Below are 20,828 nucleotides of genomic sequence, written 5' to 3'. Positions count from 1 at the left end.
TGATGTCCTGGGTCGTCATGGCCCCACGATACCGAGCGGACCCGCCGGGGCCGCGGAGCGCTACAGGTCGACGACGCCGTGCGCCACCGCGCCCACGTGCCCGCCGACCCAGACGGTGTCCGCCTCCCGCCGCACCGCGATGCGCCCCGCGCGCCCGAGCACGGTGCCCTGGGCGGCGACGTAGGCGTCCGGGGCCCACCCGTTGTCGGTGAGCCAGCGGCCCATCCCGGCGTTGAGGCTGCCGGTCACGGGGTCCTCGACCACCCAGTCCCCGACGAACGCGCGGACCTCGACCGCGCACTCCGTGCCCTCCGGGTGCGCGCCGACCACGCCCAGCTTGAGCCCGTCCATGGCCGCCCAGTCGGGCCGGATCCCCAGCACGGTCGCGGCGTCGGCGACGCGGGCGCCGATCCAGCCGGGCCCGTTGTCCAGCCACGACACGTCGAGCAGCGCCGCCGGGTCCAGCCGCAGCGACCGGGCGACCCGCTCCAGCAGCCCCGGCTCCGCCACGGGCTCGTAGCGCAGCAGCGGCGGGGCGGCGAAGGCCAGCTGCCCGCCGCTGCGCCGGACGGTCACCAGCCCCGCCCCGCACTCCTGGACGAGGTCCTCCCCGGCGGGCTCGCCCCCGAGCGCCAGCCACGCGGAGGCCGTGCCGAGGGTGGGGTGCCCGGCGAAGGGCAGCTCCCCGCCCGGGGTGAAGATCCGCACGCGGTAGTCGGCGGCCGGGTCCTCGGGCTCGAGCAGGAAGGTGGTCTCGGACAGGTTGGTCCAGCGCGCGAAGCGCGCCATGGTGTCCTCGCCGAGGTCGCCGGCCCCGTGCACGACGGCGAGCGGGTTGCCGCCCAGCGGCACGGTCGAGAAGACGTCGACCCAGCTGATCTCGTGGCGGGCCACGGCTCAGAGCACCGGGCCCCGGCGGGTGCGCCGGCGCGGCCGGGCCGGCTCGGAGCGCCGGCCGTTGCGCGGGGCCGCCGCCCCGCGGGCCACGGCCCGGTCCCGGCGCAGCCGGCGCACGACCATCCCGACCAGGGCGGAGCCGGCGGTGCTCAGGACGAGGGGCAGCACGGAGCTGCGCTGCTTGCTGTTGTCGTACACGGCCGGGCCTCCTGCCGGAAGGCGGCGCGGGGCGCCGCCGGGTTCGGTGCTTGGCATCCTACGCAGGAGGGCCGGGCTCCGGCCACACACCGGCGCTGCCGCGGCGGTGGCTGCCCACCAGGTGCGTGTCCACCATGCCGACCGCCTCCATCAGCGCGTACATCGTGGTGGGCCCCACGAAGCGGAAGCCGCGGGCCCGCAGCGCCCGGGACAGTGCCTCGGACTCCGGCGAGCGCGTCGGGATCTCGGCGAACGTGCGCGGGCGGGGGGTGCGGGCCGGGCGGAAGGACCACACCAGGCCGGGCAGCCCGCCCTCGGCGCGCAGGGCGACGGTGGCCCGGGCGTTGCCCACGGTTGCCTCGATCTTGCCGCGGTGGCGCACGATCCCGGGGTCGCCCAGGAGCCGCTCGACGTCGTCCTCCCCGAACCCGGCCACCGCGTCCGGGTCGAAGCCCGCGAAAGCGGCCCGGAACGCGGGGCGCTTGCGCAGGATCGTGGCCCAGGACAGTCCGGCCTGGAAGCCCTCGAGGCAGATCCGCTCGTAGAGGCCGCGCTCGTCGCGCACGGGCAGCCCCCACTCGGTGTCGTAGTACTCGCGCAGCAGCGGGTCCGACGCCGCCCAGCGGGGGCGGGCCAGGCCGTCGTCGCCGGCCACGAGGTCGGGGGCGGGGCGGGGATCGGGGCTCATGACGGCATGGAACCACACCGGTGACCGCCGGGACACCGCACCGCCGCCCGCCCCGGGGGCATAGCATGGCCGTCATGCACCCGACGGACGGCGCGGCGGACCGGCGCGCCCTGCAGCGGCGGGTCGTGCGCGTGCTGGCCCTCGGCCAGGTGCTGGGCGGACTGGGCGTGGGCGCGACCCTGGCCCTGGGCGCGCTGCTGCTCACCGAGGTCTCGGGGTCCCCGGCGTGGTCCGGGATGGCCGCCACCATGAACACCCTGGGCGCGGCCCTGCTCGCCGTGCCCCTGGCGCGGCTGGCCCGGGCGAGGGGCCGCCGGGTCTCGCTGGGCACCGGCGCCCTGGTCGCCGTGGCGGGGGCGGCGCTCACGGTCGGCGCGGCGGCGCTGGCCAGCTTCCCCGTCCTGCTGGTGGCCCTGGCCCTGCTCGGGGCGGGCTCGGCGCTGGGCCTGCAGTCCCGCTTCGCGGCCACCGACCTGGCCCGCGACGACACGCGCGCCCGGGACCTGTCCCTGGTGGTGTGGGCGACGACGCTCGGCGCGGTGGCCGGGCCCAACCTGTTCGGGCCGGGCGAGGCGATCGGCCGGGCCCTGGGGCTGCCCGGGCTCACGGGCGGGTTCGTCATCGCCCTCGTGGCCCAGGCCGCGGGCGCCCTCCTGTACTTCACGGCGCTGCGCCCCGACCCCCTGCTGGTCGCCGTCGCCGACGGGGAGGCCGCGGGGCGGGGCCGGCCGTCGTCCGCGGGAGGTCTCGCGGTGCTGCGCGCCTCCCCCGGCGCCCGCCGGGCGGTGCTCACCGTGGCGCTGAGCCACGCCGTGATGGTCGCCCTGATGTCGATGACCCCGGTGCACCTCACCGGGCAGGGGGCGTCGCTGGGCGTCGTGGGCCTGACGATCAGCCTGCACGTGGCCGGGATGTACGCGCTGGCCCCCGTGTTCGGGACGCTCGCCGACCGGGTGGGGCGGCGCCCCACCGTCCTGCTCGGCCAGGCGCTGCTCGTGGGCTGCCTGGTCCTGTCCTGGCTCGGCTCCGGCTCCCCCGTGCTGGTGACCGCGAGCCTCGTCCTGCTCGGGCTGGGCTGGTCCGCCTCCACCGTGGCGGGCTCGGCGCTCGTGGCCGAGGCCGTCCCGCCGGCGCAGCGCCCGCCGCTGCAGGGCGTCTCCGACCTGTTCATGAACCTCGCGGGCGCGTCCGGCGGGGCGCTCGCCGGTCCGGTGCTGGCGCTGATCGGCTTCGCCGGGCTCAGCGCGGCCCTGCTCGTCCTCGTGGCGGTCGTCGTGCTCGGCCACCGGGCGCGGCCGGCCGCCCCGGCCCGGGCGGCCGGCCGGTGAGCCGGTCCGGGGGCTAGCTGTACTGACCGGGGACGTTGGTGGAGTGGGTGTGATCCGCTGACCTGAAGCAGTGGCGCAAGGAGGGCCTCCCGCGGTGGAGTGGAACTGCCTAGGTATCCGCTCACGCACAGGAGGCCCTCATGTCCCACGCTAATGCCGCTCTGACCCCGCGTCACCGCCTCAAAGTGGCGCAGCTGGTCATCGATCAGCATGTCCCCATCGCTGAAGTCGCCGCGCGCTTCCAGTGCGCGTGGCCGACCGTGAAGCGCTGGGCCACCCGCTACGCCGCCGGGGAACCGATGACCGACCGCCCCTCCCGGCCGCACACGATGCCGGCCAAGACCCCGCTGCCGGTCACGAAGCGGATCGTGTCTCTGCGACTGCGCAAACGCCTCGGCCCGGTCCAGCTCGCCGCCGCGACCGGGGTGGCGGCCTCCACCGCCCACCGCGTGCTGACCCGATGCGGCCTGTCCCGCCTGGCGCACGTCGATCGGGCCACGGGCGAGCCCGTGCGCCGCTACGAGCACCCGACCCCAGGAGCGATGCTGCACGTCGACGTCAAAAAGTTCGGCAACATTCCCGACGGCGGCGGCTGGCGCTTCGTCGGCCGCGCCCAGGGCAAGAAGAACCGGGCGGGGACCCCGGAGAAGCCGAAGAACAAGTACCGCAACCCGAAGATGGGCCACGCCTTCGTGCACACCGTCATCGACGACCATTCCCGCGTGGCCTACGCCGAGGTCCACGACGAGGAGACCGCCGCGACCGCCACCGCCGTGCTACGACGGGCGGTGATCTGGTTCGCCCAGCGTGGCGTCACCATCGAACGGGTTCTGTCCGACAACGGCTCGGCCTATGTCTCGCACCTGTGGCGTGATACCTGCACCGACCTCGGGATCAGGCACTCCCGCACCCGGCCGCGTCGGCCCCAGACCAATGGCAAGATCGAGCGCTTCCACCGGACCCTCGCCGACGGGTGGGGCTACGCCCGCTGCTACACCAGCGAGACCGAACGCCGCCAAGCCCTGACAGGATGGCTCCACGAGTACAACCACCACCGGCCACACACCGCCTGCGGGAACAAGCCCCCAGTCACCCGCTTAACCAACCTCCCGGGTCAGTACAGCTAGCGCAGCACGGGCAGCTGCATCGGGTAGCGGTAGACCTCGCCCCGGTTGGCCTTGGCGATCGCCAGGACGTGGCACACGACGAGTGCCACGAAGGCGACGATCCACAGCACGATCGCCACCGGGATGAGCAGGATCGTCGCGAAGCACACGAACGCGGCCGCGTTGAGCAGCCACATGGACAGGTTGAAGTTGAAGGACCCGGCGGCGGTGGCCCGCAGGAACAGGTTCCTGTCCCTGTGGACGAGCCACACCACGAGCGGGCCCACGAAGCCGAGCCAGCCCAGGGAGAACAGCGCGCCGACCAGTCCGGAGAGGTGGGTGAGGATCGCGATCGTACGGTCGTCGCTCTCCACCCGGTACTGCGGCTGCGGTGCTGACGGAGGCAGGTAGGACATCGGGGTCTCCTGGTCGGGAACGGGGCCGCATCGGCGCGGTGCTGCCAGCGTAGCGGGGCCCGGGGCCCGTCCGGTATGGGGGTTGACCGCACTTCGCGGGCACGGTCGCCCGCCGGGGCAGGTCCGCTCCGGGACGGGTCCCCGGACCTCCCGGCGGGCGGGCGCCGGGACGGCCGTCCTGGTCTACGATTCTCGGCAGACCGTTCCCGGCCCGCCCGCGCGGGCCCCGTCCCCGAGGAGGGACCGTGGCCCTGCCGCTGCGCCCCAGCAAGCACGCCTACCGCGCCATCGTCCTGGCCGGGCTGGCCGCCACGAAGCTCTTCCGCGTGCCCGTGCTCGCGTCCGGCGAGGAGCACCTGCCCGCCGGCCAGCTCGTGCACGGGCTGACCCGCGAGGTCGTCCCGGGCCGGGGCGCGGTCGTGGCGGTCACCCACTTCGGCTACCTCGACTTCGTGTTCGCCCAGCTGGTGATCTGGCGCCGGCTGCGGGCCCACTCCCGGTTCCTCATCACCCGCAAGCACACCGGCAGCGCGTTCGTCACCGCGGTGTGCCGGCTGTGCGACCACGTCGTCGTCGACCGCGCGAACGGGGCCCCCGCGTACGCCGAGGCCGTCACGAAGCTGCGCTGCGGCGAGTTCGTCGCCGTGTTCCCGGAGGGCGGCGTCAGCCGCAGCTACACCGTGCGCCCCCTGCGCACCGGGGTCGCGCGCATGGCCGCCGAGACCGGCACCCCGATCGTCCCCGTCGCCGTGTGGGGCGGGCACCGGATGCTCACCCGCGGCCGCGGCGGGATCCGGCTGCGCGACGTGTGGCGAACCCCCGTGCGGGTGCACGTCGGCCCGGAGCTGCACGTGGGCCCGGGCGAGGACGTGCTCGCCGCCAGCGCCCGGCTGCGGGCGGCGCTGCAGGCGGGGATCGACCACTGCATCGCCACCTATCCCGAGGCCCCCCCGCCGGGCGCGTGGTGGATGCCCGCGCACCTGGGCGGCGGGGCGATCACCGTCGCGGAGCAGGTCGCCTACGACCAGCGCGAGCGCGAGTCCTACCGGACCACGGGCTGAGGCCCCCGGCGCTCACAGGGCGCGGGCGCGCAGCACCAGCTCGAGCTCGAACCGGGCCTGCGGGTCGTTGAGCGCCTCACCGAAGATCTCGCGCAGCTGGTTGACCCGGTAGCCGACCGTCTGCTCGTGGATCACCAGCTCCGCGGCCATCGCCGCGCGCTGGCCGTGGTGCTTGAGCCAGGACAGCAGGGTCGCCACCAGCCGCTCCTGCTGCGCGGGCCGCAGCCGCTCCAGCGGGGCCAGCCGCTGGGCGCCCAGGTCCTCGACCACGGTGCGCTCCCCCAGCAGGACGAGCTCCGCCAGGCGCTCCGAAACCCACAGCGGCCCCTCCCCGTCGGGATCGTGGGCCAGCAGCTCCCGGGCCATGACGGCGAGCCGCAGGGAGTCGGGAGCCGCCTGCCAGGGACGCCCTGGGCCGACCACCGCGGCCCGCCCGGCCAGCACGCGCCCCAGCTCCTGGCGCGCCGTCGGGGAGGCGGGCTCCGGCACGACCGCCACGACGTCGCCGGGCCGGGAAGTGAGCAGCGCCCGCCGGCCCAGGCGGGACCGCAGCCCCATGCGCCGGTCCGCGGGCAGGGTGACCACCACCACGCGCTCGGGCAGGGTCCAGCCGGCCGCGTGCACGGCCGAGCGCACGGACTCCTCGTCGGCGTTGCCGCGGATCAGCATCTCCGCCACCGTGTCCAGCAGCCGGTCCCGCTCGCCCGCCCGCTCGGACTGCTCGGCGGCGTAGCCCTCGGCGCTGGCGGCGGAGAGCTCCTCGATGTAGGCGAACACGGACTCCGCCAGGCCGATCAGCACGGAGGCCTCGAAGCCGGCCTCCATGGCCACGCGGGACAGCGAGCGCAGGGTGGTGCGGGCGCCCGAGCGGTAGGCCGCGAACAGGGCGTCCATGGGCCGGCCCTCGCGCACCTCGCCGCGGCCCAGTCCCTCGTAGACCCGCCGGTCCTCGTCCTGCAGCGCCGGCTGGTGCGTGCCGGGCAGGTGCAGGAAGCGGGTCAGGGCGACGTCGACGCCCTGGCGGATGCCGTCCCCGAACAGGCCCTCGAGCGGGCGGGCGTAGACCGGCACGTCCTCGCGCACGGCGTCCAGCAGCTCCTGCGTGACCTCGGCCAGGTGCGGCATGAGCAGCGGGGTCAGCGACGGCGGCAGCGACGTCCACGGCTGTTCTCGGTCCACCTGCTGCACCGTCTCCCTCTTTCATGCCCGCACGACAGTTGTTCGGCTGAAAGAGTACGCGAGACCACGAGAAATCTCCTGAGAATTGCGGGAGAGTGATCACGTGGCCCCGATACGACTGATTTCCCGCCTGGCTTCGGCCTTCACGACCCCGTTCTCGCCGGAGGACTTCCTCCGCCTCGTCGACCCCCTCGCCAGCGCCCGCCAGCTGCGGGCCCTGGTCACGGCCGTCGAGCCCGAGACGGCGGACTCGGTGACCATCCGCTTCCGCCCCGGCAAGGGCTGGAACCCGCACGAGGCCGGCCAGTGGGCGCGCATCGGCGTGGAGATCGACGGCGTGCGCCACTGGCGCTCCTACTCCCTGAGCACCGGCGCCGGCCAGGACCCCGCCATCACCGTGAAGGCGATGGGCACCGTCTCGGGCGCCCTGGTCCGCGGCACGCGGGTGGGGGACGTCCTGTTCCTCGCCCCGCCCGAGGGCGACTTCGTCCTGCCCGCGCACCCGCGGCCCCTGCTCATGCTCACCGCCGGCAGCGGGCTCACCCCCGTCATGTCGATGATCCGCACGCTGGTGCCCCGCCGCGCGGACGCCGACGTGGTGCTCGTGCACTCCTCCCGCGCCCCGCAGGACGCGCTCTTCGCCGAGGAGCTGCTGGAGCTGGCGGACCAGTTCCCCGGCTTCCGCCTCGTCCACTGGTTCACCGCCGAGCGGGGCCGCCGCCTCGACCTCACGAGCACCTCCGACCTCGACGCCGCCTGCCCGGACTGGCGCGACCGGGCCGCCTACGCCTGCGGGCCCGCCGACTTCCTCGACGCCGCCGAGTCCCTCTGGGACCGGGAGGAGGGGCAGCTGCGGGTCGAGCGCTTCGCCCCCGTCGTCGCCCCCGGCCCCGCCGGCGAGGGCGGCCAGGTGACGTTCGAGAAGTCCGACAAGGACGTGGACGCCGACGGCGCCACGACCCTGCTCGAGGCCGGCGAGGCCGCCGGCGTGCTGCTGCCCAGCGGGTGCCGCATGGGCATCTGCCACTCCTGCGTGAAGCCCCTCGTCTCCGGGCGGGTCCGCGACACCCGCACCGGCGAGGTGCACGGCGAGCCCGGGCACCTGGTCCAGACCTGCGTGTCGACCGCTGCGGGGCCCGTGAGCCTCGACGCCTGACCCGCACCCCTGCCGTCCCCCACTTCCCCGTCCCCGTTCCCGAAGGAGCGACCATGACCGTCATCACCCCCTTCCTCGTCGACGGCTCGCGCCGGCCCCGCCCGCCGAAGCCCGAGACCGCCGCCCATCTCACCGACGCGCAGATCGAGGAGCTCGGCCGCGAGCTCGACGCCGTCCGCGCCGCCGTCATCGAGGTGCGCGGCGCGGAGGACGCCGCCTACATCCGCCGCGTCATCGCCGTGCAGCGCTCCCTCGAGCTCGCCGGGCGCACCGCGCTGCTGTTCTCGAAGCACAAGCCCGCCTGGGTCGCGGGCACCGGGATGCTGACCCTCGCCAAGATCCTCGAGAACATGGAGATCGGCCACAACGTCCTGCACGGGCAGTGGGACTGGATGCGCGACCCCGACATCCACTCCACCACCTGGGAGTGGGACTTCGTGACCCCCGCCAAGGCGTGGCAGCACACCCACAACGACCTCCACCACACGTGGACGAACGTGCTCGGCAAGGACCGCGACGTCGGGTACAACATCTTCCGCGTGGACAAGGACCAGCCGTGGCAGTGGTGGAACCTCGGCAACCCGCTCTACAACGCGCTGCTCGCCCCGGTCTTCGAGTGGGGCATCGCGATCTACGACCTCGAGCTGGACGAGTACCGGGCGGGCAAGAAGCCGAAGGCCGAGCTGGTCCGGGGCCTCAAGGCCCTCGGGGCGAAGTTCGTGAAGCAGGCCGCCAAGGACTACGTGGCCACCCCGGCCGCCGCGTCCCTCACCGGCTCCGGCAGGCAGGCGCTCGCCGCGACGCTCACCGCCAACGCGGTCCGCAACGTGTGGGCCCACGCCGTCATCTTCTGCGGGCACTTCCCCGAGGGGGCGGACACGTTCACCGAGGAGCAGATCGAGGGCGAGACCCGCGGGGACTGGTACCTGCGCCAGATGCTGGGCTCCGCGAACATCTCGGGCTCCAAGCTCATGCACCTGATGACCGGCAACCTCTCCCACCAGATCGAGCACCACCTGTTCCCGGACCTGCCCTCGAGCCGCTACGCCGAGGTCGCCGTGAAGGTGCGCGAGATCTGCGGGCGCTACGGCCTGCCCTACACCACCGGCCCGCTGCCCAAGCAGGTCGGCTCCGCCTGGGCGAAGATCTTCCGCCTCGCGCTGCCCTGATCCGCCTCCCCCGCGGACGCACGCGCGAGGCCCGCACCCGAGCCGGGTGCGGGCCTCCCGCGTGCCGCCCCCGGACGGGGACGGTGTCGGTGGGCGTTGGTAGGCTCGGCGCAACCGCACGAAAGGCCGGCCCGTGACCTCCTCCCCGCGCGTCCTCATCACCGGTGCGACCGGCTACGTCGGCGGGCGCCTCGTGCCCCGCATGCTGGACGCCGGCCATCCCGTGCGGGTGGCCGTCCGCTCCCCGCAGAAGCTGCGCTCCGTGCCGTGGCGGGACGACGTCGAGATCGCCGCGACCGACCTCGGGGACCTCGAGGCCGTGACGGCCGCGTGCCGGGACGTGCACACCCTCTACTACCTCGTGCACTCCATGGGCAGCTCCCAGCACTTCGAGGAGCAGGAGGCCGCGATGGCCCGCACCGTGGTCGAGGCCGCCGCGCGGGCCGGGGTGCGCCGCATCGTCTATCTCTCCGGCCTGCACCCGCAGGGCGTGGAGCTGTCCCAGCACATGCGCTCGCGGGTGCGGGTCGGCGAGATCCTCCGGGCCGGGGAGGTCCCGGCCGTCGTGTTCCAGGCCGGGGTGGTCATCGGCTCCGGCTCGGCGTCCTTCGAGATGATCCGCCACCTCGGCGACACCCTGCCCGTGATGCCCGCGCCCGCCTGGGTGACCAACCGGATCGAGCCCATCGCCGTCCGCGACGTCCTCCACTACCTGGTCCACGCCATGGACCTCCCGGAGGGCCTGGACCGCACCTTCGACATCGGCTCCCGCGACGTGATGACGTACGCGGACGCCATGCGCCAGTACGCCCGGGTCGCCGGGCTGCGCCGGCGCGTCGTGTTCCACCTGCCCCTGCCCGCCCCGCGGCTGTCGGGCTACTGGATCGGGCTGGTGACGCCCATCCCCCTCGGGCTGGCCGTCCCGCTCGTGCAGTCGCTGCAGCACGAGGCCGTCGCGGCCGAGCACGACATCGACGCCTACATCCCGCCGCCGCCCGAGGGGCTCACCGGGTACCGGCGCGCCGTCGCCCTGGCCCTGAAGAAGATCGAGGACAACAACGTCGAGACCACGTGGGACGTCCACGCCGACCCGGCCACGACGGCCGCCGACCCCCTCCCCTCGGACCCCGACTGGGCCGGGCGCACCGTCTACGTCGACGAGCGCAGCCGGGCCGGGAGCGCGCGCCCGGAGCAGGTGTGGCAGGTGATCGAGTCCATCGGCGGGCGCAACGGCTGGTACTCCCTGCCGCTCGCGTGGCGGATCCGCGGCGCCATGGACAAGCTCGCGGGCGGGGCCGGGCTCAACCGCGGCCGCCGCGACCACACCGACCTGCAGGTGGGCGAGTACGTCGACTGGTGGCGCGTGGAGGACATGGAGGAGGGGCACAAGCTGCTCCTGCACGCCGAGATGAAGGCCCCGGGACGGGCCTGGCTCGAGCTGTCCGTGGAGCCCGAGGGCGAGGGCAGCCGGTACCGGCAGCGGGCCATCTTCTTCCCGCGGGGCCTGCCCGGGCGACTCTACTGGTGGGGCGTGTGGCCCTTCCACGGGTTCATCTTCCCGTCCATGGCCCGCAACGTCCTGGCCCGCGCGGCCACGCTCGAGGTGCCGGAGGGCACGCCCGCGGCGGGGACCGCCGCGGGCCGGGTCCCGGACCCGCGAAGTTGATCAGGCGGGGCCCTCCACCGGCCGCGGCCCCGGGCGCCCCCACTCGCTCCACGAGCCGTCGTAGACCGCGACGTCCTCCCGCCCCGCCAGGTGGGCGCCCAGCGCGAGCACGCACGCCGTGAGCCCCGACCCGCACGTGGTCACGATCCGCTGCCCCTCCGGGGCGGCCGCGGCGACCCGCTCCCGCAGCAGCGCCGGCGGCAGCAGGCGCCCGTCCGGGCGCTGCAGCTCCGTGTAGGGCAGGCTGACCGCCCCGGGCATGTGCCCGGGGCGCAGGCCGGGCCGCGGCTCGGGCTCCGTGCCGGCGAACCGGCCGGCGGAGCGGGCGTCGAGGACGGCCGCCCCCGGGTCCTCGAGGGCGCGGGCGACGTCGTCGGCGCCCACGAAGAACCCCTCCCGGGGGACGAGCTCGACGTCGCCGGGCTCGGCGGGCGGGTCCGCGTGCGGTCCCGCGGGCCGCCCCTCGGCGGTCCAGGCGGGCAGTCCGCCGTCGAGCACCGCGACCCGCTCGAAGCCCGCCGCGCGCAGCATCCACCACACGCGCGCGGCGGCGAAGAGGCCCTTGCCGTCGTAGGCGACCACGGTGCTGGTGCGCGAGATGCCCAGCGCCCGGGCCGCCGCGGTGAGCCGGCCGGCCGGCGGCATCGTGTGCGGCAGCCCCGAGGACGGGTCGGCGAAGGGCCCGTCGAGGTCCAGGAGCAGGGCGCCCGGGATGGCCTCGTCGGTGCGGTTGAGCGTGGAGCTGGCGTCCACCAGCACGAGCCGGGGGTCGCCGAGGTGCTCGGCCAGCCACTCGGTGCCCACCACCGGGCCGGGCGGCCTGAGCGGGGCGGGGACGTCGTCGTGCTCGTGCGGGTGCGCCATACGTCCCAGGCTAGTGCGGACGGGTCCGGCCTACGAGGAGGCGGCGAGCGCCCGCTCGAGGTCGTCGAGCTGGTCCTCCACGTCCTCGATCCCCACCGACAGCCGCACGAGGTCGGTGGGCACCGCGAGCGGGGTGCCCTTGACCGAGGCGTGCGTCATCTCGGACGGGTAGCAGATCAGGGACTCGACCCCGCCGAGGCTCACGGACAGCGAGTACAGCTCGGTGGACTCCGCGACCGTGCGCGCGGCGGCCTCGCCGCCGGCGAGCCGGAACGAGACCATGCCGCCGAACCCGCGCATCTGCGCGGCCGCGAGGGCGTGGCCGGGGTGGTCGGGCAGGCCCGGGTAGAGGACGCGGGCGACCTCCGGGCGCTCGAGCAGCCACTCGGCGACGGCCTGCGCGTTGGCCTGGTGGCGCTCCATCCGCAGGCTCAGGGTCTTGAGCCCCCGCGCCGCGAGGTAGCTGTCCTGCGGCCCGGCCACGGCGCCCGCGGCGAACTGCTGGAAGCCCACGGCCTCGGCGAGGGGGGCGTCGCGCCACTCGGCCGTCCCCACGACCACGGCGCCGCCGAGGACGTCGGAGTGCCCGCCGATGTACTTGGTGGTGGAGTGCACCACCGCGTGGGCGCCGAGGGCCAGCGGGTTCTGCAGGTACGGGGACGCGAAGGTGTTGTCGACGACGAGCAGCGCCCCGGCGTCGGCGGCGACCTGCGCCCAGCCGGCGACGTCGGCGATGCCGAGCAGCGGGTTGGACGGCGTCTCCAACCACAGCACCTTGGTGGTCCCGGGCCGCACGGCCGCCCGGACCGCGCCGAGGTCGGTGATGTCCACCGGCGTGTGTGCGATCTCCCACGGGGCGAGGACCTTGGTGATCAGCCGGTTCGTGCCGCCGTAGCCGTCGGCGCCGAGCACGACGTGGTCGCCCGGGCGCAGCACGGCCCGGAGCAGGGCGTCCTCCGCGGCGATCCCGGAGGCGAACGCGAAGCCGCGCTCCCCGCCCTCGAGGGCCGCGAGCTGGTGCTCGAAGCCGCTGCGGGTGGGGTTGGAGCCCCGGCTGTACTCGTGGCCGGCCCGCAGGACGTTGATCCCGTCCTGGGCGAAGGTCGAGGTCTGGTAGATCGGCGGGATGACGGCGCCGGTCAGCGGGTCGGGCTCCTGCCCGGCGTGGACGGCGGCGGTGGTGAAGCCCCGGTGACGGGTGCTGGTGGTGACGGGCTGGGTCATCGTGGGCTCACTTCCCGGGGGTCTGGACGGTCTCGAGGACGCCGTCGAGGGCCTGGCGCAGGTCGGCGACGAGGTCCTCGGGGGACTCGAGGCCGATCGAGAGCCGGATCGTGGTCTCGGCGATCCCGCCGGCGGCCCGCTGCTCGGGGGTCAGCCGGCAGTGGGTCATCGCGGCGGGGTGGGCCACGAGGCTGCGGGTGTCCCCGATGTTGGCCACCAGCTTGAACAGCCGGAGGCTGTCGATGAACGGGCCCACGGCGCCGCCGGGGGCGGCGAGGTCGAAGGAGAACACGGATCCGGTGCCGCGGGGGAAGTCCCGGGCCGCGATCCCCGCGCCGGGATCCCCGGGCACCGCGGGGTGGTGGACGCGGGCGACGGCGGGGTGGCCGCTCAGGAACTCCGCCACCGCCACGGCGGAGGCCGTGTGGCGGGCGACGCGCAGGTCGAGGGTCTCGGTGCCCTGCAGGATCTGGCTGGCGTTGAACGGGGAGAGCGTCGTGCCGAGGTCGTGCACGTACTTCGCCCGCACGAGGTGCAGGTAGGGGCTGGCGCCGGCGCACTTGTCGACCAGGCTCTGCCCGCCCCAGCGGGCCCGGGCCGCGGTGAACTGCGGCCACCTCCCCGGCTCGGCGGACCAGTCGAACGTCCCGCCGTCCACGACCGCCCCGGCCAGCGCGTTGCCGTGCCCGCCGAAGAACTTGGTGGCCGAGTGCACGACGATGTCCGCGCCCTTCTCCAGCGGCCGGTACAGCGCCGGGGAGGCGAGGGTGTTGTCGACGACGACGGGCACGCGCGCGGCCCGGGCGACGTCGGCGATCCCGGGCAGGTCGGGGAGGGTGGCCAGCGGGTTGCCGATGGACTCCAGCAGGAACGCCCGGGTGTCCGGGCGCACGGCCGCAGCCCACGCGCCGGAGGTGGTCGGGTCCACGAACGCCACCTCGACGCCGAGGTCGGCGAGGGAGTCGGTGAGCAGGTCCACGGTCCCGCCGTAGAGCTTCTCCGAGGCGACCACGTGCTTGCCGGAGCCCTGGCCGAGCAGGGCCAGCAGGGCGACGGCCACGGCGGACTGGCCCGAGCCGGTCGCGACGGCGCCCGCGCCGCCCTCGAGGTCGGCGATGCGCTGCTCGAGGACGGCGACCGTCGGGTTGCCGGTGCGCGTGTAGGTGAAGCCCGGCCGGGTCTGCGCGAACATCTGCTTCGCGGCCTCGTAGTCGGGGAACTCGAACGCCGCCGACTGGTAGATGGGCACCGTCAGGGTGCGCTGGGTCAGGTCGTTCTCGGTGCCGGCGTGGATCTGCCGGGTGGAGAGGTCGTGGTCGGTCACGGGGACGGACATGGCGATGCTCCTCGCACTTGCTCTTACCCGCATCGGTCACCGGCGGTGCCACCACCGGGATGCGGGCCGCTTCCTCATCCGAACCACCCAATGAGCATGGGGTTGGTGCGCGACCAAGTCGGAGCTTGGCGGTCACGTCTCGTGAAGCTGGGACAACACTATGCGCAGAGGTAATCGGCGTCGTTCCGTGACGGAAGATGACGAAGATGACGCACGCCGCCGTCATGTTCCGTCCCGTCCCCGCCCGTCCTCCCCGCGGGGCGGGTCAGGACCGCGTGTCGACGTCCTCGAAGATCAGGAACGTCTGGGTGTCGACGACGCCGGGCAGCTGCTGGATCTGCTCGAAGATGACCTGGCGCAGGTGCACGGTGTCCACGGCGCGCACGAGCAGCATGACGTCGAAGTTCCCGCCCACCAGGGCGATGTGGTGCACGTCCGGGATCGCCCGCAGCTGCCCGCACAGCTCCCGCCAGGTGTTCTGCCGCAGCTTGAGCGTCACGTAGGCCGAGGCCTGCAGCCCGGCCCGCACCGGGTCGATCACGGCGCTGAAGCGCAGGATCACCCCCTCCTCCCGGAGCCGGTTGATCCGGGCGTAGGCGTGGGCCCGGGACACGTGCACGGCGGCGGCCACCGCGGTCACCGACTGCCGGCAGTCGCGGGAGAGCTCCGCGAGGATCTTGCGGTCGGTCTCGTCCAGCGGCACGGGGGTCGAGGGCACAGGAGCTCCTGGGCGGATCGGGGCGGCCGTGGCCGCCGGGAGGTGTCGGACGAATCCGTGTGTTACACCTCACATTAGTCGATTTCGTCCACGCCGATCGGGCTTCTGCGACCACTCTTCTGCACTTCTCCCGGAACCTGGATACGAACGTTCGCGGTTTCCCATACTTGGCGGACAGAACACCTCCAGCCTTTCCGCCTCCCCGGGCCGCAGCCGGTCCGGGGGACCACCGAGGGGGAACCCATGAGCCAGACCGTCGAGAACGCGGAGAACCCGATCCTGCGGGCGTGCCGGAGCTTCGGCATCACCCCGGAGCAGTACATGCTCCCCGCGCGCGGCGAGATCCGGATGGTGGACCCCGGCGGCCGCCTGCGGCCGCCGGAGGAGCAGGGCACCGGGCCCGGCCACGAGTACCCGCTGCCGCCCCGGGACGTCCTGCTGTCCGCCTACGAGAAGCTCGTGGTGGGCCGCCGGGTCAACGACCAGAACTCGGCCCTGGTGCGCCAGGGCCGGATGGCGGTCTACCCGTCCAGCCACGGCCAGGAGGCCTGCCAGGTCGCGGCGGCACTGTGCCTGGCGGAGGGCGACTGGCTGTTCCCGACCTACCGGGACACCGTGGCCGTGATGACCCGGGGCGTGGACCCCCTGCAGGTCATGTCGATCTTCCGCGGCGAGTGGCACGGCGGCTACGACCCGTACGAGCGCCGGGTGGGCATCCAGGCCACGCCGCTGACCACCCAGCTGCTGCACGCGGTGGGCGTGGCCCACGCGGCGAAGCTGCGCGGCGAGGACACCGTGGTCCTGGCCATGTGCGGCGACGGCGCCACGAGCGAGGGCGACTTCCACGAGGCCCTCAACTTCGCGGCCGTGTTCAAGCTGCCGGTCGTGTTCTTCGTGCAGAACAACGGCTATGCGATCTCCGTGCCCCTGTCCCAGCAGTCCGCCGCGCCGACCCTCGCCCACAAGGCGGTCGGCTACGGGATGGCCGGCGAGCGCGTGGACGGCAACGACCTCGTGGCCCTGCTCGCGACCCTGGGCCGGGCCGTCGACCTCGCCCGCACCGAGTCCGAGCCCCTGCTCGTGGAGGCCCACACCTACCGCATGCAGGCGCACACCAACGCCGACGACGCCACGCGCTACCGCGACGACGCCGAGGTCCAGGAGTGGATCGCGAAGGACCCCGTGACCCGGATGCGCGCGTGGCTGCGCGGCGAGGGCCTGCTCGACGACGCGGCCGAGGCGCGCATCGCCGCCGCCGCCGAGGACGTCGCCGCGGCCCTGCGGGACGGCATGAACGCCGAGGTGAGCGTCGACCCGCTGGAGCTCTTCCGCCACGTCTACGTCGAGCGGACCCCGCAGCTGGCCGAGCAGGAACAGCTCCTCGCGGCCGAGCTCGCCCGAGAGGAGACCGACCAGTGAGCACCCTCGAAGCCCCCGCCCCGGCCGCCGAGGTCCCGGCGCAGCGGCCCGTGACCTTCGCCCAGGCGCTCAACTGCGCACTGGCCGACGCGCTGGCCGCCGACGACGCCGTCGTCGTCTTCGGCGAGGACGTCGGCACCCTCGGCGGCGTCTTCCGCATCACCGACGGGCTGACCCGGCGCTTCGGCCGCACCCGGTGCTTCGACACCCCGCTGGCGGAGTCCGGGATCGCCGGGATGGCCGTGGGCATGGCGATGAACCGGATGCGCCCGGTGATCGAGATGCAGTTCGACGCGTTCGCCTACCCGGCGTTCGAGCAGATCGCCTCCCACCTCGCGAAGATGCACAACCGCACCCGCGGCGCCGTGCGCCTGCCCGTCGTCGTCCGCATCCCCTACGCCGGCGGCATCGGCGGCGTGGAGCACCACTGCGACTCCTCCGAGGCCTACTACGCCCACACCCCGGGGCTGAAGGTCTTCACCCCGGCCACCGTCGAGGACGCCTACCTGATGCTGCGCGAGGCCATCGACTCGGACGACCCGGTCGTGTTCTTCGAGCCCAAGAAGCTCTACTGGTCCAAGGCGCCGGTGGACCTCGCCGAGCTCAAGGAGCGCTACGAGCACCGGGCGCCGGAACGGCGGGAGGGCCGCGCCGTCGTGGCCCGCACCGGGGAGGACGCGACCATCCTCACCTACGGTCCCTCCGTGCCGACCGCCCTCGCCGCCGCCGCGACCGCCGCGGCCGAGGGGCGCTCGCTGGAGGTCGTGGACCTGCGCAGCATCGTGCCCTTCGACGACGAGACCGTGGCGGCGTCGGTGCGCAAGACCGGTCGCGTGGTCGTCGTCGCCGAGGCCCCGGGCTTCGCGTCCGTGGCGGCCGAGATCGTGGCCCGCGTCCAGGAGCGCTGCTTCCACTCGCTGGCCGCGCCCGTGCGCCGCGTGACGGGCTTCGACATCCCCTACCCCGCTCCCAAGCTCGAGGAGCACTACCTGCCGAGCGTCGACCGCATCCTCGACGCCGTGGACGACCTGCAGTGGGAGGACCGGCCATGACCGTGAAGACGTTCGCCCTGCCCGATCTCGGCGAGGGCCTGACCGAGGCCGAGCTCGTCACCTGGCTCGTGCGGGTGGGCGACACCGTCGCCGTGGACCAGCCGATCGCCGAGGTGGAGACCGCCAAGTCCGCCGTGGAGGTGCCCTGCCCCTTCGCCGGGACCGTGCAGCAGCTGCACGGCACCTCCGGGCAGACCATCGACGTGGGCGCGCCGCTGATCTCGGTGGACACCGCCGCCGACGGAGGCACGCCCGCACCGCAGGGCGGGGGGCCCCGCGGCGGGCAGTCCTACCGCGAGGAGGAGCGCGCGGGGGCGGATCCCGCGACGGCCGCCGAGGCCGGGACCGTGGCCGCGGGCTCCGCCGGCGGCGCGGCCGGGGAGGGCGGGTCCGGCAACGTGCTCATCGGCTACGGCACCCCCGCCGGCGGGTCCGGCGGACGCCGCCGGCGGCCCCGGCAGGCGTCCTCCGTCCCGGCCGCCGCCCCGGCCGCCGAGGCCGCCCGCGACGCCATGGCCTCGGCCCCGCGCCTGGCCCCGACCGTCATCTCCCCGATCGTGCGCAAGCTCGCCAAGGACCTCCGGCTCGACATCAGCACCGTGCGCGGCTCCGGGCCCGGGGGGCTGGTCCTGCGCCGGGACGTGGTGGCCGCGAGCACGGCCGCCGCCGCGGGGACGCCCGCGGCGCCGTCCTCGCCCGCGCCCGGGACCGCCGCGCCCGGGACCGCCGTGCCCGGGACCGCCGCGGGCACTGCTGCCGTGGACGCGCGCACCGGGCTGGGCGTCGCCGAGCGGGTGCCCGTGAGCGGGGTGCGCAAGGCCGTCGCCCAGGCCATGACCCGCTCGCGCACCGAGATCCCCGAGGCCACCGTCTGGGTCGACGTGGACGCCACACGGCTCGTGGAGCTGCGCGCCGCGCTCAAGGCCCAGGACCCCGCGACCGCGCCGGGGCTGATGGCCCTGATCGGCCGGTTCGTGCTGGCCGGCCTCGCGCGCTACCCGGAGCTGGCCACGCGCCTGGAGACCCGCGAGGACGGCGGCCAGGAGATCGTGCGCTTCGACGGCGTCAACCTCGGCTTCGCCGCCCAGACGGACCGCGGGCTCGTGGTGCCCAGCATCCGGGGCGCCCACCGGCTGAGCGCGCGGGGGTTGGACGCCGAGCTGCGGCGGCTCACCGAGCTCGCGCGGGCGGGCAGGGCCTCCCCGGCCGAGCTGTCCGGGTCCACGTTCACCCTCAACAACTACGGGGTGTTCGGCACGGACGGCGCTGCGGCGATCATCAACCACCCGGAGGTCGCGATCCTCGGGATCGGGCGGATCATCGACCGCCCCTGGGTGGTGGACGGGCAGCTCGCGGTGCGCAAGGTCACCCAGCTCTCCCTCGCGTTCGACCACCGGGTCTGCGACGGCGGGACCGCCGGCGGGTTCCTGCGCATGGTGGCCGACGCGGTCGAGGACCCGGTGTCGGTGCTGGCGGACCTGTAGCGGCCCGCGGCCGCCCGGGTCCCCGGCCGGTGTTCGCCATCGCCGGCCGGGCTCAGCGGGCCGGGGCGTCCGCGGGGCCCAGGAGGATCCTGCCGCCGGTGTCCCGGGTGATGTTCCACGCCCACTGGAGCGCGCCGGCCCGGGTGCTGGCGCGGAGGCCGGTCCACCGGGAGCCCGGGGTCCGCACCTCCCACCCGCCGTGCGGACTGGGGATCACGAGGCGGTCGGCGGACGTCGACATGGCCGGCACCTCAGTCGGTCTCCGGGCCGGAGCAGTACGGGCAGTCCTGCTCGACCTGGGCCCACCCGTGCTGCCGGCCCGCGGGGAGGCGGGACGGGTGCGTGCGGTCCGCGGTGCGCTCCGCGCGCACCAGGGCCGGCGCGGAGGGGCGGGGACGAAGATCGACGGTCATGGTGGTGTCCTCCGGGAAAGATGGGGGCCGGCCGGTGATCGTCCGGTCCCCCCAGTATGAGACAGATCACCTGTGAGGAAAATCAATGATCCTCGACGATAACTCGTTAGTAGATCCGTTCTCTCCCTGCGCTCCGGCGGGAGTCCGGACGGCGCGCCGGGAAACGCCCCGGAAGCGGGGGAGGACCGGTCTCAGAGAGCGGTGAGGACGTCGAGGGAGGTCCGCAGCCCCTCCTCCTCCCGGACCGCGCGTCCCAGGCGCCCCGCGCGCTCCCCGCGGGCGAGCGCCTGGCCGAGGGCGGGGACCAGCGTGTCCACCGCCAGCTTCCGGTAGGGGACCGGGGCCGCGGCGATCCCGAGCCGGTGGAGCTGCCGGCCCCAGAACGGCTGGTCGGCGAGAAAGGGCACCACCACGGACGGCACACCGGCGCGGGCCACCGCGTGCACGGTTCCGGCCCCGCCGTGGTGGACCGCCACCGCGGCGCCCGGGAGCAGGGCCCCCAGCGGCGCGGACGGCACGACCAGCACGTCGTCGCCGCCGCTGTCCTCCGGCAGGGCCAGCCCGCCCCACCCCGTGAGCAGCAGGGCCCGCAGACCGTGGGCGCGCGCGCTCTCGACGACCGCCCTCCCCCGCGCGTGCGCGTCCCCGGCCGACATGGAGCCGAAGGTCGCCACCAGGTACGGTCCGCCCCGCACGAACCTTGCCACGGCGGGGTCCACCGGTGCGTCCGCGCCCACCGCGTGCCAGGCGCCGGTCAGGTGCACCTTGGCCGGCCAGTCGGCAGGCCTGGGCAGCAGCTGCGGGCTGACCCCCATCAGCGTGGCCCGGGACCTCGAGGAGGGCGACGGCGCCCGGCCGCCGGGCAGCTGCCGGCACGCGTGCTCCACGCCGGCGCGGAACAGCACGGTGCCGCTGCGGGGGACCGCGTAGGTCGCCCGGTTGAACCGGCCGAGGTCCGAGGCGACCGTGGGCCCGCCGGGTGCGGAGAACTCCCGTGTGGGCGTCGCCACGGGAACGAACTCGGCCAGCACGCGGGGGACGCCGAGGGAGTCCGCCACGGCCGGTGCGGTGAGGACCAGCGGGTGGTGCAGCACCACGTCCGGGTCGAACGCCAGCGTCTCCCGCACCGCGGCGGAGAACATCTCGCGCATCCCGGGACCGACCTCGGAGCGGAAGTGGCGCACCGCCGTCCGCGGCGAGCGCCCGGGCACGCGCATCAGCCGGTGGAAGTCCACGCCGAGGCCCACGGTGTCGAGCCCGGCGAGGTCCACGCCGGAGTTCTCCGGCAGGCCCAGCCGGACCCGGTGGCCCCGGGCGGTGGCGTACCGGGCCAGGGCCGCGAACGGCTCCACGTCGCCGCGGGTTCCGGAGGTCAGCAGCATCAGGCGCACCCCCACAGTCTGCCCGCGGCGGGACGCAGCACGGAAGGACCGGCGGCTGACGCCCGGGCCGGG

General features: G+C 74.8%; 21 protein-coding genes and 1 riboswitch. Of the genes, 9 read left to right on the top strand and 12 right to left on the bottom strand.

Annotated elements, in window-relative coordinates:
- Nucleotides 1-60 precede the first annotated feature (60 nt).
- Genes ACYSMR_RS11050 through ACYSMR_RS11040 form a run of 3 tightly spaced genes read right to left on the bottom strand, consistent with a single transcriptional unit; the run spans nucleotide 61 to nucleotide 1,783 of the window.
- Nucleotides 61-894, bottom strand: coding sequence for a PhzF family phenazine biosynthesis protein (locus ACYSMR_RS11050; protein ID WP_461745245.1), 834 nt, complete (start codon nucleotides 892-894; stop codon nucleotides 61-63).
- A gap of 3 nt (nucleotides 895-897) precedes the next feature.
- The gene (locus ACYSMR_RS11045; RefSeq protein ID WP_251332094.1) at nucleotides 898-1,095 is read right to left on the bottom strand and encodes a hypothetical protein; all 198 of its coding nucleotides are present in this window, start codon (nucleotides 1,093-1,095) and stop codon (nucleotides 898-900) included.
- A 58-nt stretch (nucleotides 1,096-1,153) separates the two neighbouring features.
- A complete protein-coding gene (locus ACYSMR_RS11040) occupies nucleotides 1,154-1,783 on the bottom strand; it encodes a DNA-3-methyladenine glycosylase I (RefSeq protein WP_461745243.1) in 630 nt (209 codons plus the stop codon).
- Nucleotides 1,784-1,848: 65 nt separating this feature from the next.
- Between ACYSMR_RS11040 and ACYSMR_RS11035 the strand changes: the two genes are divergently transcribed.
- Together ACYSMR_RS11035 and ACYSMR_RS11030 are read left to right on the top strand one after the other, a co-directional pair.
- Nucleotides 1,849-3,111, top strand: a complete 1,263-nt coding sequence (locus ACYSMR_RS11035; RefSeq protein ID WP_461745241.1) for an MFS transporter — start codon at nucleotides 1,849-1,851, stop codon at nucleotides 3,109-3,111.
- 140 nt (nucleotides 3,112-3,251) lie between these two features.
- Nucleotides 3,252-4,238 (top strand): IS481 family transposase, encoded by a 987-nt coding sequence (locus ACYSMR_RS11030; protein WP_461745239.1) that lies wholly within the window; start codon nucleotides 3,252-3,254, stop codon nucleotides 4,236-4,238.
- On the opposite strand, the gene ACYSMR_RS11025 is transcribed toward ACYSMR_RS11030, so the two are convergent.
- Complete coding sequence (locus tag ACYSMR_RS11025) at nucleotides 4,235-4,633, bottom strand: DUF4870 domain-containing protein (protein ID WP_251332097.1); 399 nt, start codon at nucleotides 4,631-4,633, stop codon at nucleotides 4,235-4,237. The genes ACYSMR_RS11030 and ACYSMR_RS11025 overlap by 4 nt on opposite strands.
- 245 nt (nucleotides 4,634-4,878) lie before the next feature.
- Between ACYSMR_RS11025 and ACYSMR_RS11020 the strand changes: the two genes are divergently transcribed.
- Nucleotides 4,879-5,694, top strand: coding sequence for a lysophospholipid acyltransferase family protein (locus ACYSMR_RS11020; protein ID WP_461745237.1), 816 nt, complete (start codon nucleotides 4,879-4,881; stop codon nucleotides 5,692-5,694).
- Between the two features lie 12 nt (nucleotides 5,695-5,706).
- Here ACYSMR_RS11020 and ACYSMR_RS11015 read toward each other — a convergent pair whose 3' ends face one another.
- Nucleotides 5,707-6,873, bottom strand: a complete 1,167-nt coding sequence (locus tag ACYSMR_RS11015) for a helix-turn-helix domain-containing protein (RefSeq protein ID WP_461745235.1) — start codon at nucleotides 6,871-6,873, stop codon at nucleotides 5,707-5,709.
- 103 nt (nucleotides 6,874-6,976) lie between these two features.
- On the opposite strand from ACYSMR_RS11015, the gene ACYSMR_RS11010 reads away from it, so the two are divergent.
- The 3 genes from ACYSMR_RS11010 (at nucleotide 6,977) to ACYSMR_RS11000 (ending at nucleotide 10,864) form a co-directional block, all read left to right on the top strand.
- The gene (locus ACYSMR_RS11010; protein WP_251332100.1) at nucleotides 6,977-8,029 is read left to right on the top strand and encodes a ferredoxin reductase; all 1,053 of its coding nucleotides are present in this window, start codon (nucleotides 6,977-6,979) and stop codon (nucleotides 8,027-8,029) included.
- Between the two features lie 53 nt (nucleotides 8,030-8,082).
- A complete protein-coding gene (locus tag ACYSMR_RS11005; protein ID WP_251332101.1) occupies nucleotides 8,083-9,198 on the top strand; it encodes a fatty acid desaturase family protein in 1,116 nt (371 codons plus the stop codon).
- 133 nt (nucleotides 9,199-9,331) lie between these two features.
- Nucleotides 9,332-10,864, top strand: a complete 1,533-nt coding sequence (locus tag ACYSMR_RS11000) for an SDR family oxidoreductase (protein WP_461745232.1) — start codon at nucleotides 9,332-9,334, stop codon at nucleotides 10,862-10,864.
- Here the strand turns inward: ACYSMR_RS11000 and ACYSMR_RS10995 are convergent, their stop codons facing one another.
- From ACYSMR_RS10995 to ACYSMR_RS10980, 4 genes are all read right to left on the bottom strand, one after another.
- Entirely contained in the window at nucleotides 10,865-11,728 is an 864-nt protein-coding gene (locus tag ACYSMR_RS10995; RefSeq protein WP_461745230.1) for a sulfurtransferase, read from the bottom strand.
- A gap of 30 nt (nucleotides 11,729-11,758) precedes the next feature.
- A complete protein-coding gene (locus tag ACYSMR_RS10990) occupies nucleotides 11,759-12,952 on the bottom strand; it encodes a cystathionine gamma-synthase (protein ID WP_461745228.1) in 1,194 nt (397 codons plus the stop codon).
- Nucleotides 12,953-12,959: 7 nt separating this feature from the next.
- Nucleotides 12,960-14,288, bottom strand: coding sequence for an O-acetylhomoserine aminocarboxypropyltransferase/cysteine synthase family protein (locus ACYSMR_RS10985; RefSeq protein ID WP_461745226.1), 1,329 nt, complete (start codon nucleotides 14,286-14,288; stop codon nucleotides 12,960-12,962).
- A gap of 14 nt (nucleotides 14,289-14,302) precedes the next feature.
- A riboswitch (SAM riboswitch) is annotated at nucleotides 14,303-14,435 on the bottom strand.
- A 118-nt stretch (nucleotides 14,436-14,553) separates the two neighbouring features.
- Nucleotides 14,554-15,006, bottom strand: coding sequence for an Lrp/AsnC family transcriptional regulator (locus ACYSMR_RS10980; RefSeq protein ID WP_309125889.1), 453 nt, complete (start codon nucleotides 15,004-15,006; stop codon nucleotides 14,554-14,556).
- A 243-nt stretch (nucleotides 15,007-15,249) separates the two neighbouring features.
- Between ACYSMR_RS10980 and ACYSMR_RS10975 the strand changes: the two genes are divergently transcribed.
- From ACYSMR_RS10975 to ACYSMR_RS10965, 3 genes are read left to right on the top strand one after another with little or no spacing between them, the layout of a single operon-like run.
- Entirely contained in the window at nucleotides 15,250-16,425 is a 1,176-nt protein-coding gene (locus ACYSMR_RS10975; protein ID WP_309125890.1) for a thiamine pyrophosphate-dependent enzyme, read from the top strand.
- Nucleotides 16,422-17,477 carry an alpha-ketoacid dehydrogenase subunit beta gene (locus ACYSMR_RS10970; RefSeq protein ID WP_251332108.1) on the top strand — a complete coding sequence of 352 codons (1,056 nt, stop codon included), beginning with the start codon at nucleotides 16,422-16,424 and terminating at the stop codon, nucleotides 17,475-17,477. Before ACYSMR_RS10975 ends, ACYSMR_RS10970 begins: the two co-directional genes overlap by 4 nt.
- Nucleotides 17,474-18,961, top strand: a complete 1,488-nt coding sequence (locus tag ACYSMR_RS10965; RefSeq protein WP_461745223.1) for a dihydrolipoamide acetyltransferase family protein — start codon at nucleotides 17,474-17,476, stop codon at nucleotides 18,959-18,961. Before ACYSMR_RS10970 ends, ACYSMR_RS10965 begins: the two co-directional genes overlap by 4 nt.
- Nucleotides 18,962-19,013: 52 nt before the next feature.
- Here ACYSMR_RS10965 and ACYSMR_RS10960 read toward each other — a convergent pair whose 3' ends face one another.
- The 3 genes from ACYSMR_RS10960 to ACYSMR_RS10950 all read right to left on the bottom strand — a co-directional run bounded on the left by ACYSMR_RS10960 (nucleotide 19,014) and on the right by ACYSMR_RS10950 (nucleotide 20,756).
- Entirely contained in the window at nucleotides 19,014-19,202 is a 189-nt protein-coding gene (locus ACYSMR_RS10960) for a DUF2188 domain-containing protein (protein WP_251332110.1), read from the bottom strand.
- Between the two features lie 10 nt (nucleotides 19,203-19,212).
- Nucleotides 19,213-19,374 (bottom strand): hypothetical protein, encoded by a 162-nt coding sequence (locus ACYSMR_RS10955; protein WP_461745221.1) that lies wholly within the window; start codon nucleotides 19,372-19,374, stop codon nucleotides 19,213-19,215.
- A 191-nt stretch (nucleotides 19,375-19,565) separates the two neighbouring features.
- Complete coding sequence (locus tag ACYSMR_RS10950) at nucleotides 19,566-20,756, bottom strand: glycosyltransferase (protein ID WP_309126219.1); 1,191 nt, start codon at nucleotides 20,754-20,756, stop codon at nucleotides 19,566-19,568.
- Nucleotides 20,757-20,828 lie beyond the last annotated feature (72 nt).

Source organism: Kocuria sp. U4B, assembly GCF_054875615.1.
The sequence above is the reverse complement of the archived record's forward strand: the minus strand, read 5'-3'. Positions and strand labels throughout refer to the sequence as shown.

Bases quoted from the DNA above. Each gene is read 5' to 3' on its own strand.
- ACYSMR_RS11040 (WP_461745243.1), bottom strand. From the start codon at position 1,783: ATGAGCCCCGATCCCCGCCCCGCCCCCGACCTCGTGGCCGGCGACGAC.
- ACYSMR_RS11035 (WP_461745241.1), top strand. From the start codon at position 1,849: ATGGCCGTCATGCACCCGACGGACGGCGCGGCGGACCGGCGCGCCCTG.
- ACYSMR_RS11030 (WP_461745239.1), top strand. From the start codon at position 3,252: ATGTCCCACGCTAATGCCGCTCTGACCCCGCGTCACCGCCTCAAAGTG.
- ACYSMR_RS11025 (WP_251332097.1), bottom strand. From the start codon at position 4,633: ATGTCCTACCTGCCTCCGTCAGCACCGCAGCCGCAGTACCGGGTGGAG.
- ACYSMR_RS11005 (WP_251332101.1), top strand. From the start codon at position 8,083: ATGACCGTCATCACCCCCTTCCTCGTCGACGGCTCGCGCCGGCCCCGC.
- ACYSMR_RS10995 (WP_461745230.1), bottom strand. From the start codon at position 11,728: ATGGCGCACCCGCACGAGCACGACGACGTCCCCGCCCCGCTCAGGCCG.
- ACYSMR_RS10990 (WP_461745228.1), bottom strand. From the start codon at position 12,952: ATGACCCAGCCCGTCACCACCAGCACCCGTCACCGGGGCTTCACCACC.
- ACYSMR_RS10985 (WP_461745226.1), bottom strand. From the start codon at position 14,288: ATGTCCGTCCCCGTGACCGACCACGACCTCTCCACCCGGCAGATCCAC.
- ACYSMR_RS10975 (WP_309125890.1), top strand. From the start codon at position 15,250: ATGAGCCAGACCGTCGAGAACGCGGAGAACCCGATCCTGCGGGCGTGC.
- ACYSMR_RS10965 (WP_461745223.1), top strand. From the start codon at position 17,474: ATGACCGTGAAGACGTTCGCCCTGCCCGATCTCGGCGAGGGCCTGACC.
- ACYSMR_RS10960 (WP_251332110.1), bottom strand. From the start codon at position 19,202: ATGTCGACGTCCGCCGACCGCCTCGTGATCCCCAGTCCGCACGGCGGG.
- ACYSMR_RS10955 (WP_461745221.1), bottom strand. From the start codon at position 19,374: ATGACCGTCGATCTTCGTCCCCGCCCCTCCGCGCCGGCCCTGGTGCGC.
- ACYSMR_RS10950 (WP_309126219.1), bottom strand. From the start codon at position 20,756: ATGCTGCTGACCTCCGGAACCCGCGGCGACGTGGAGCCGTTCGCGGCC.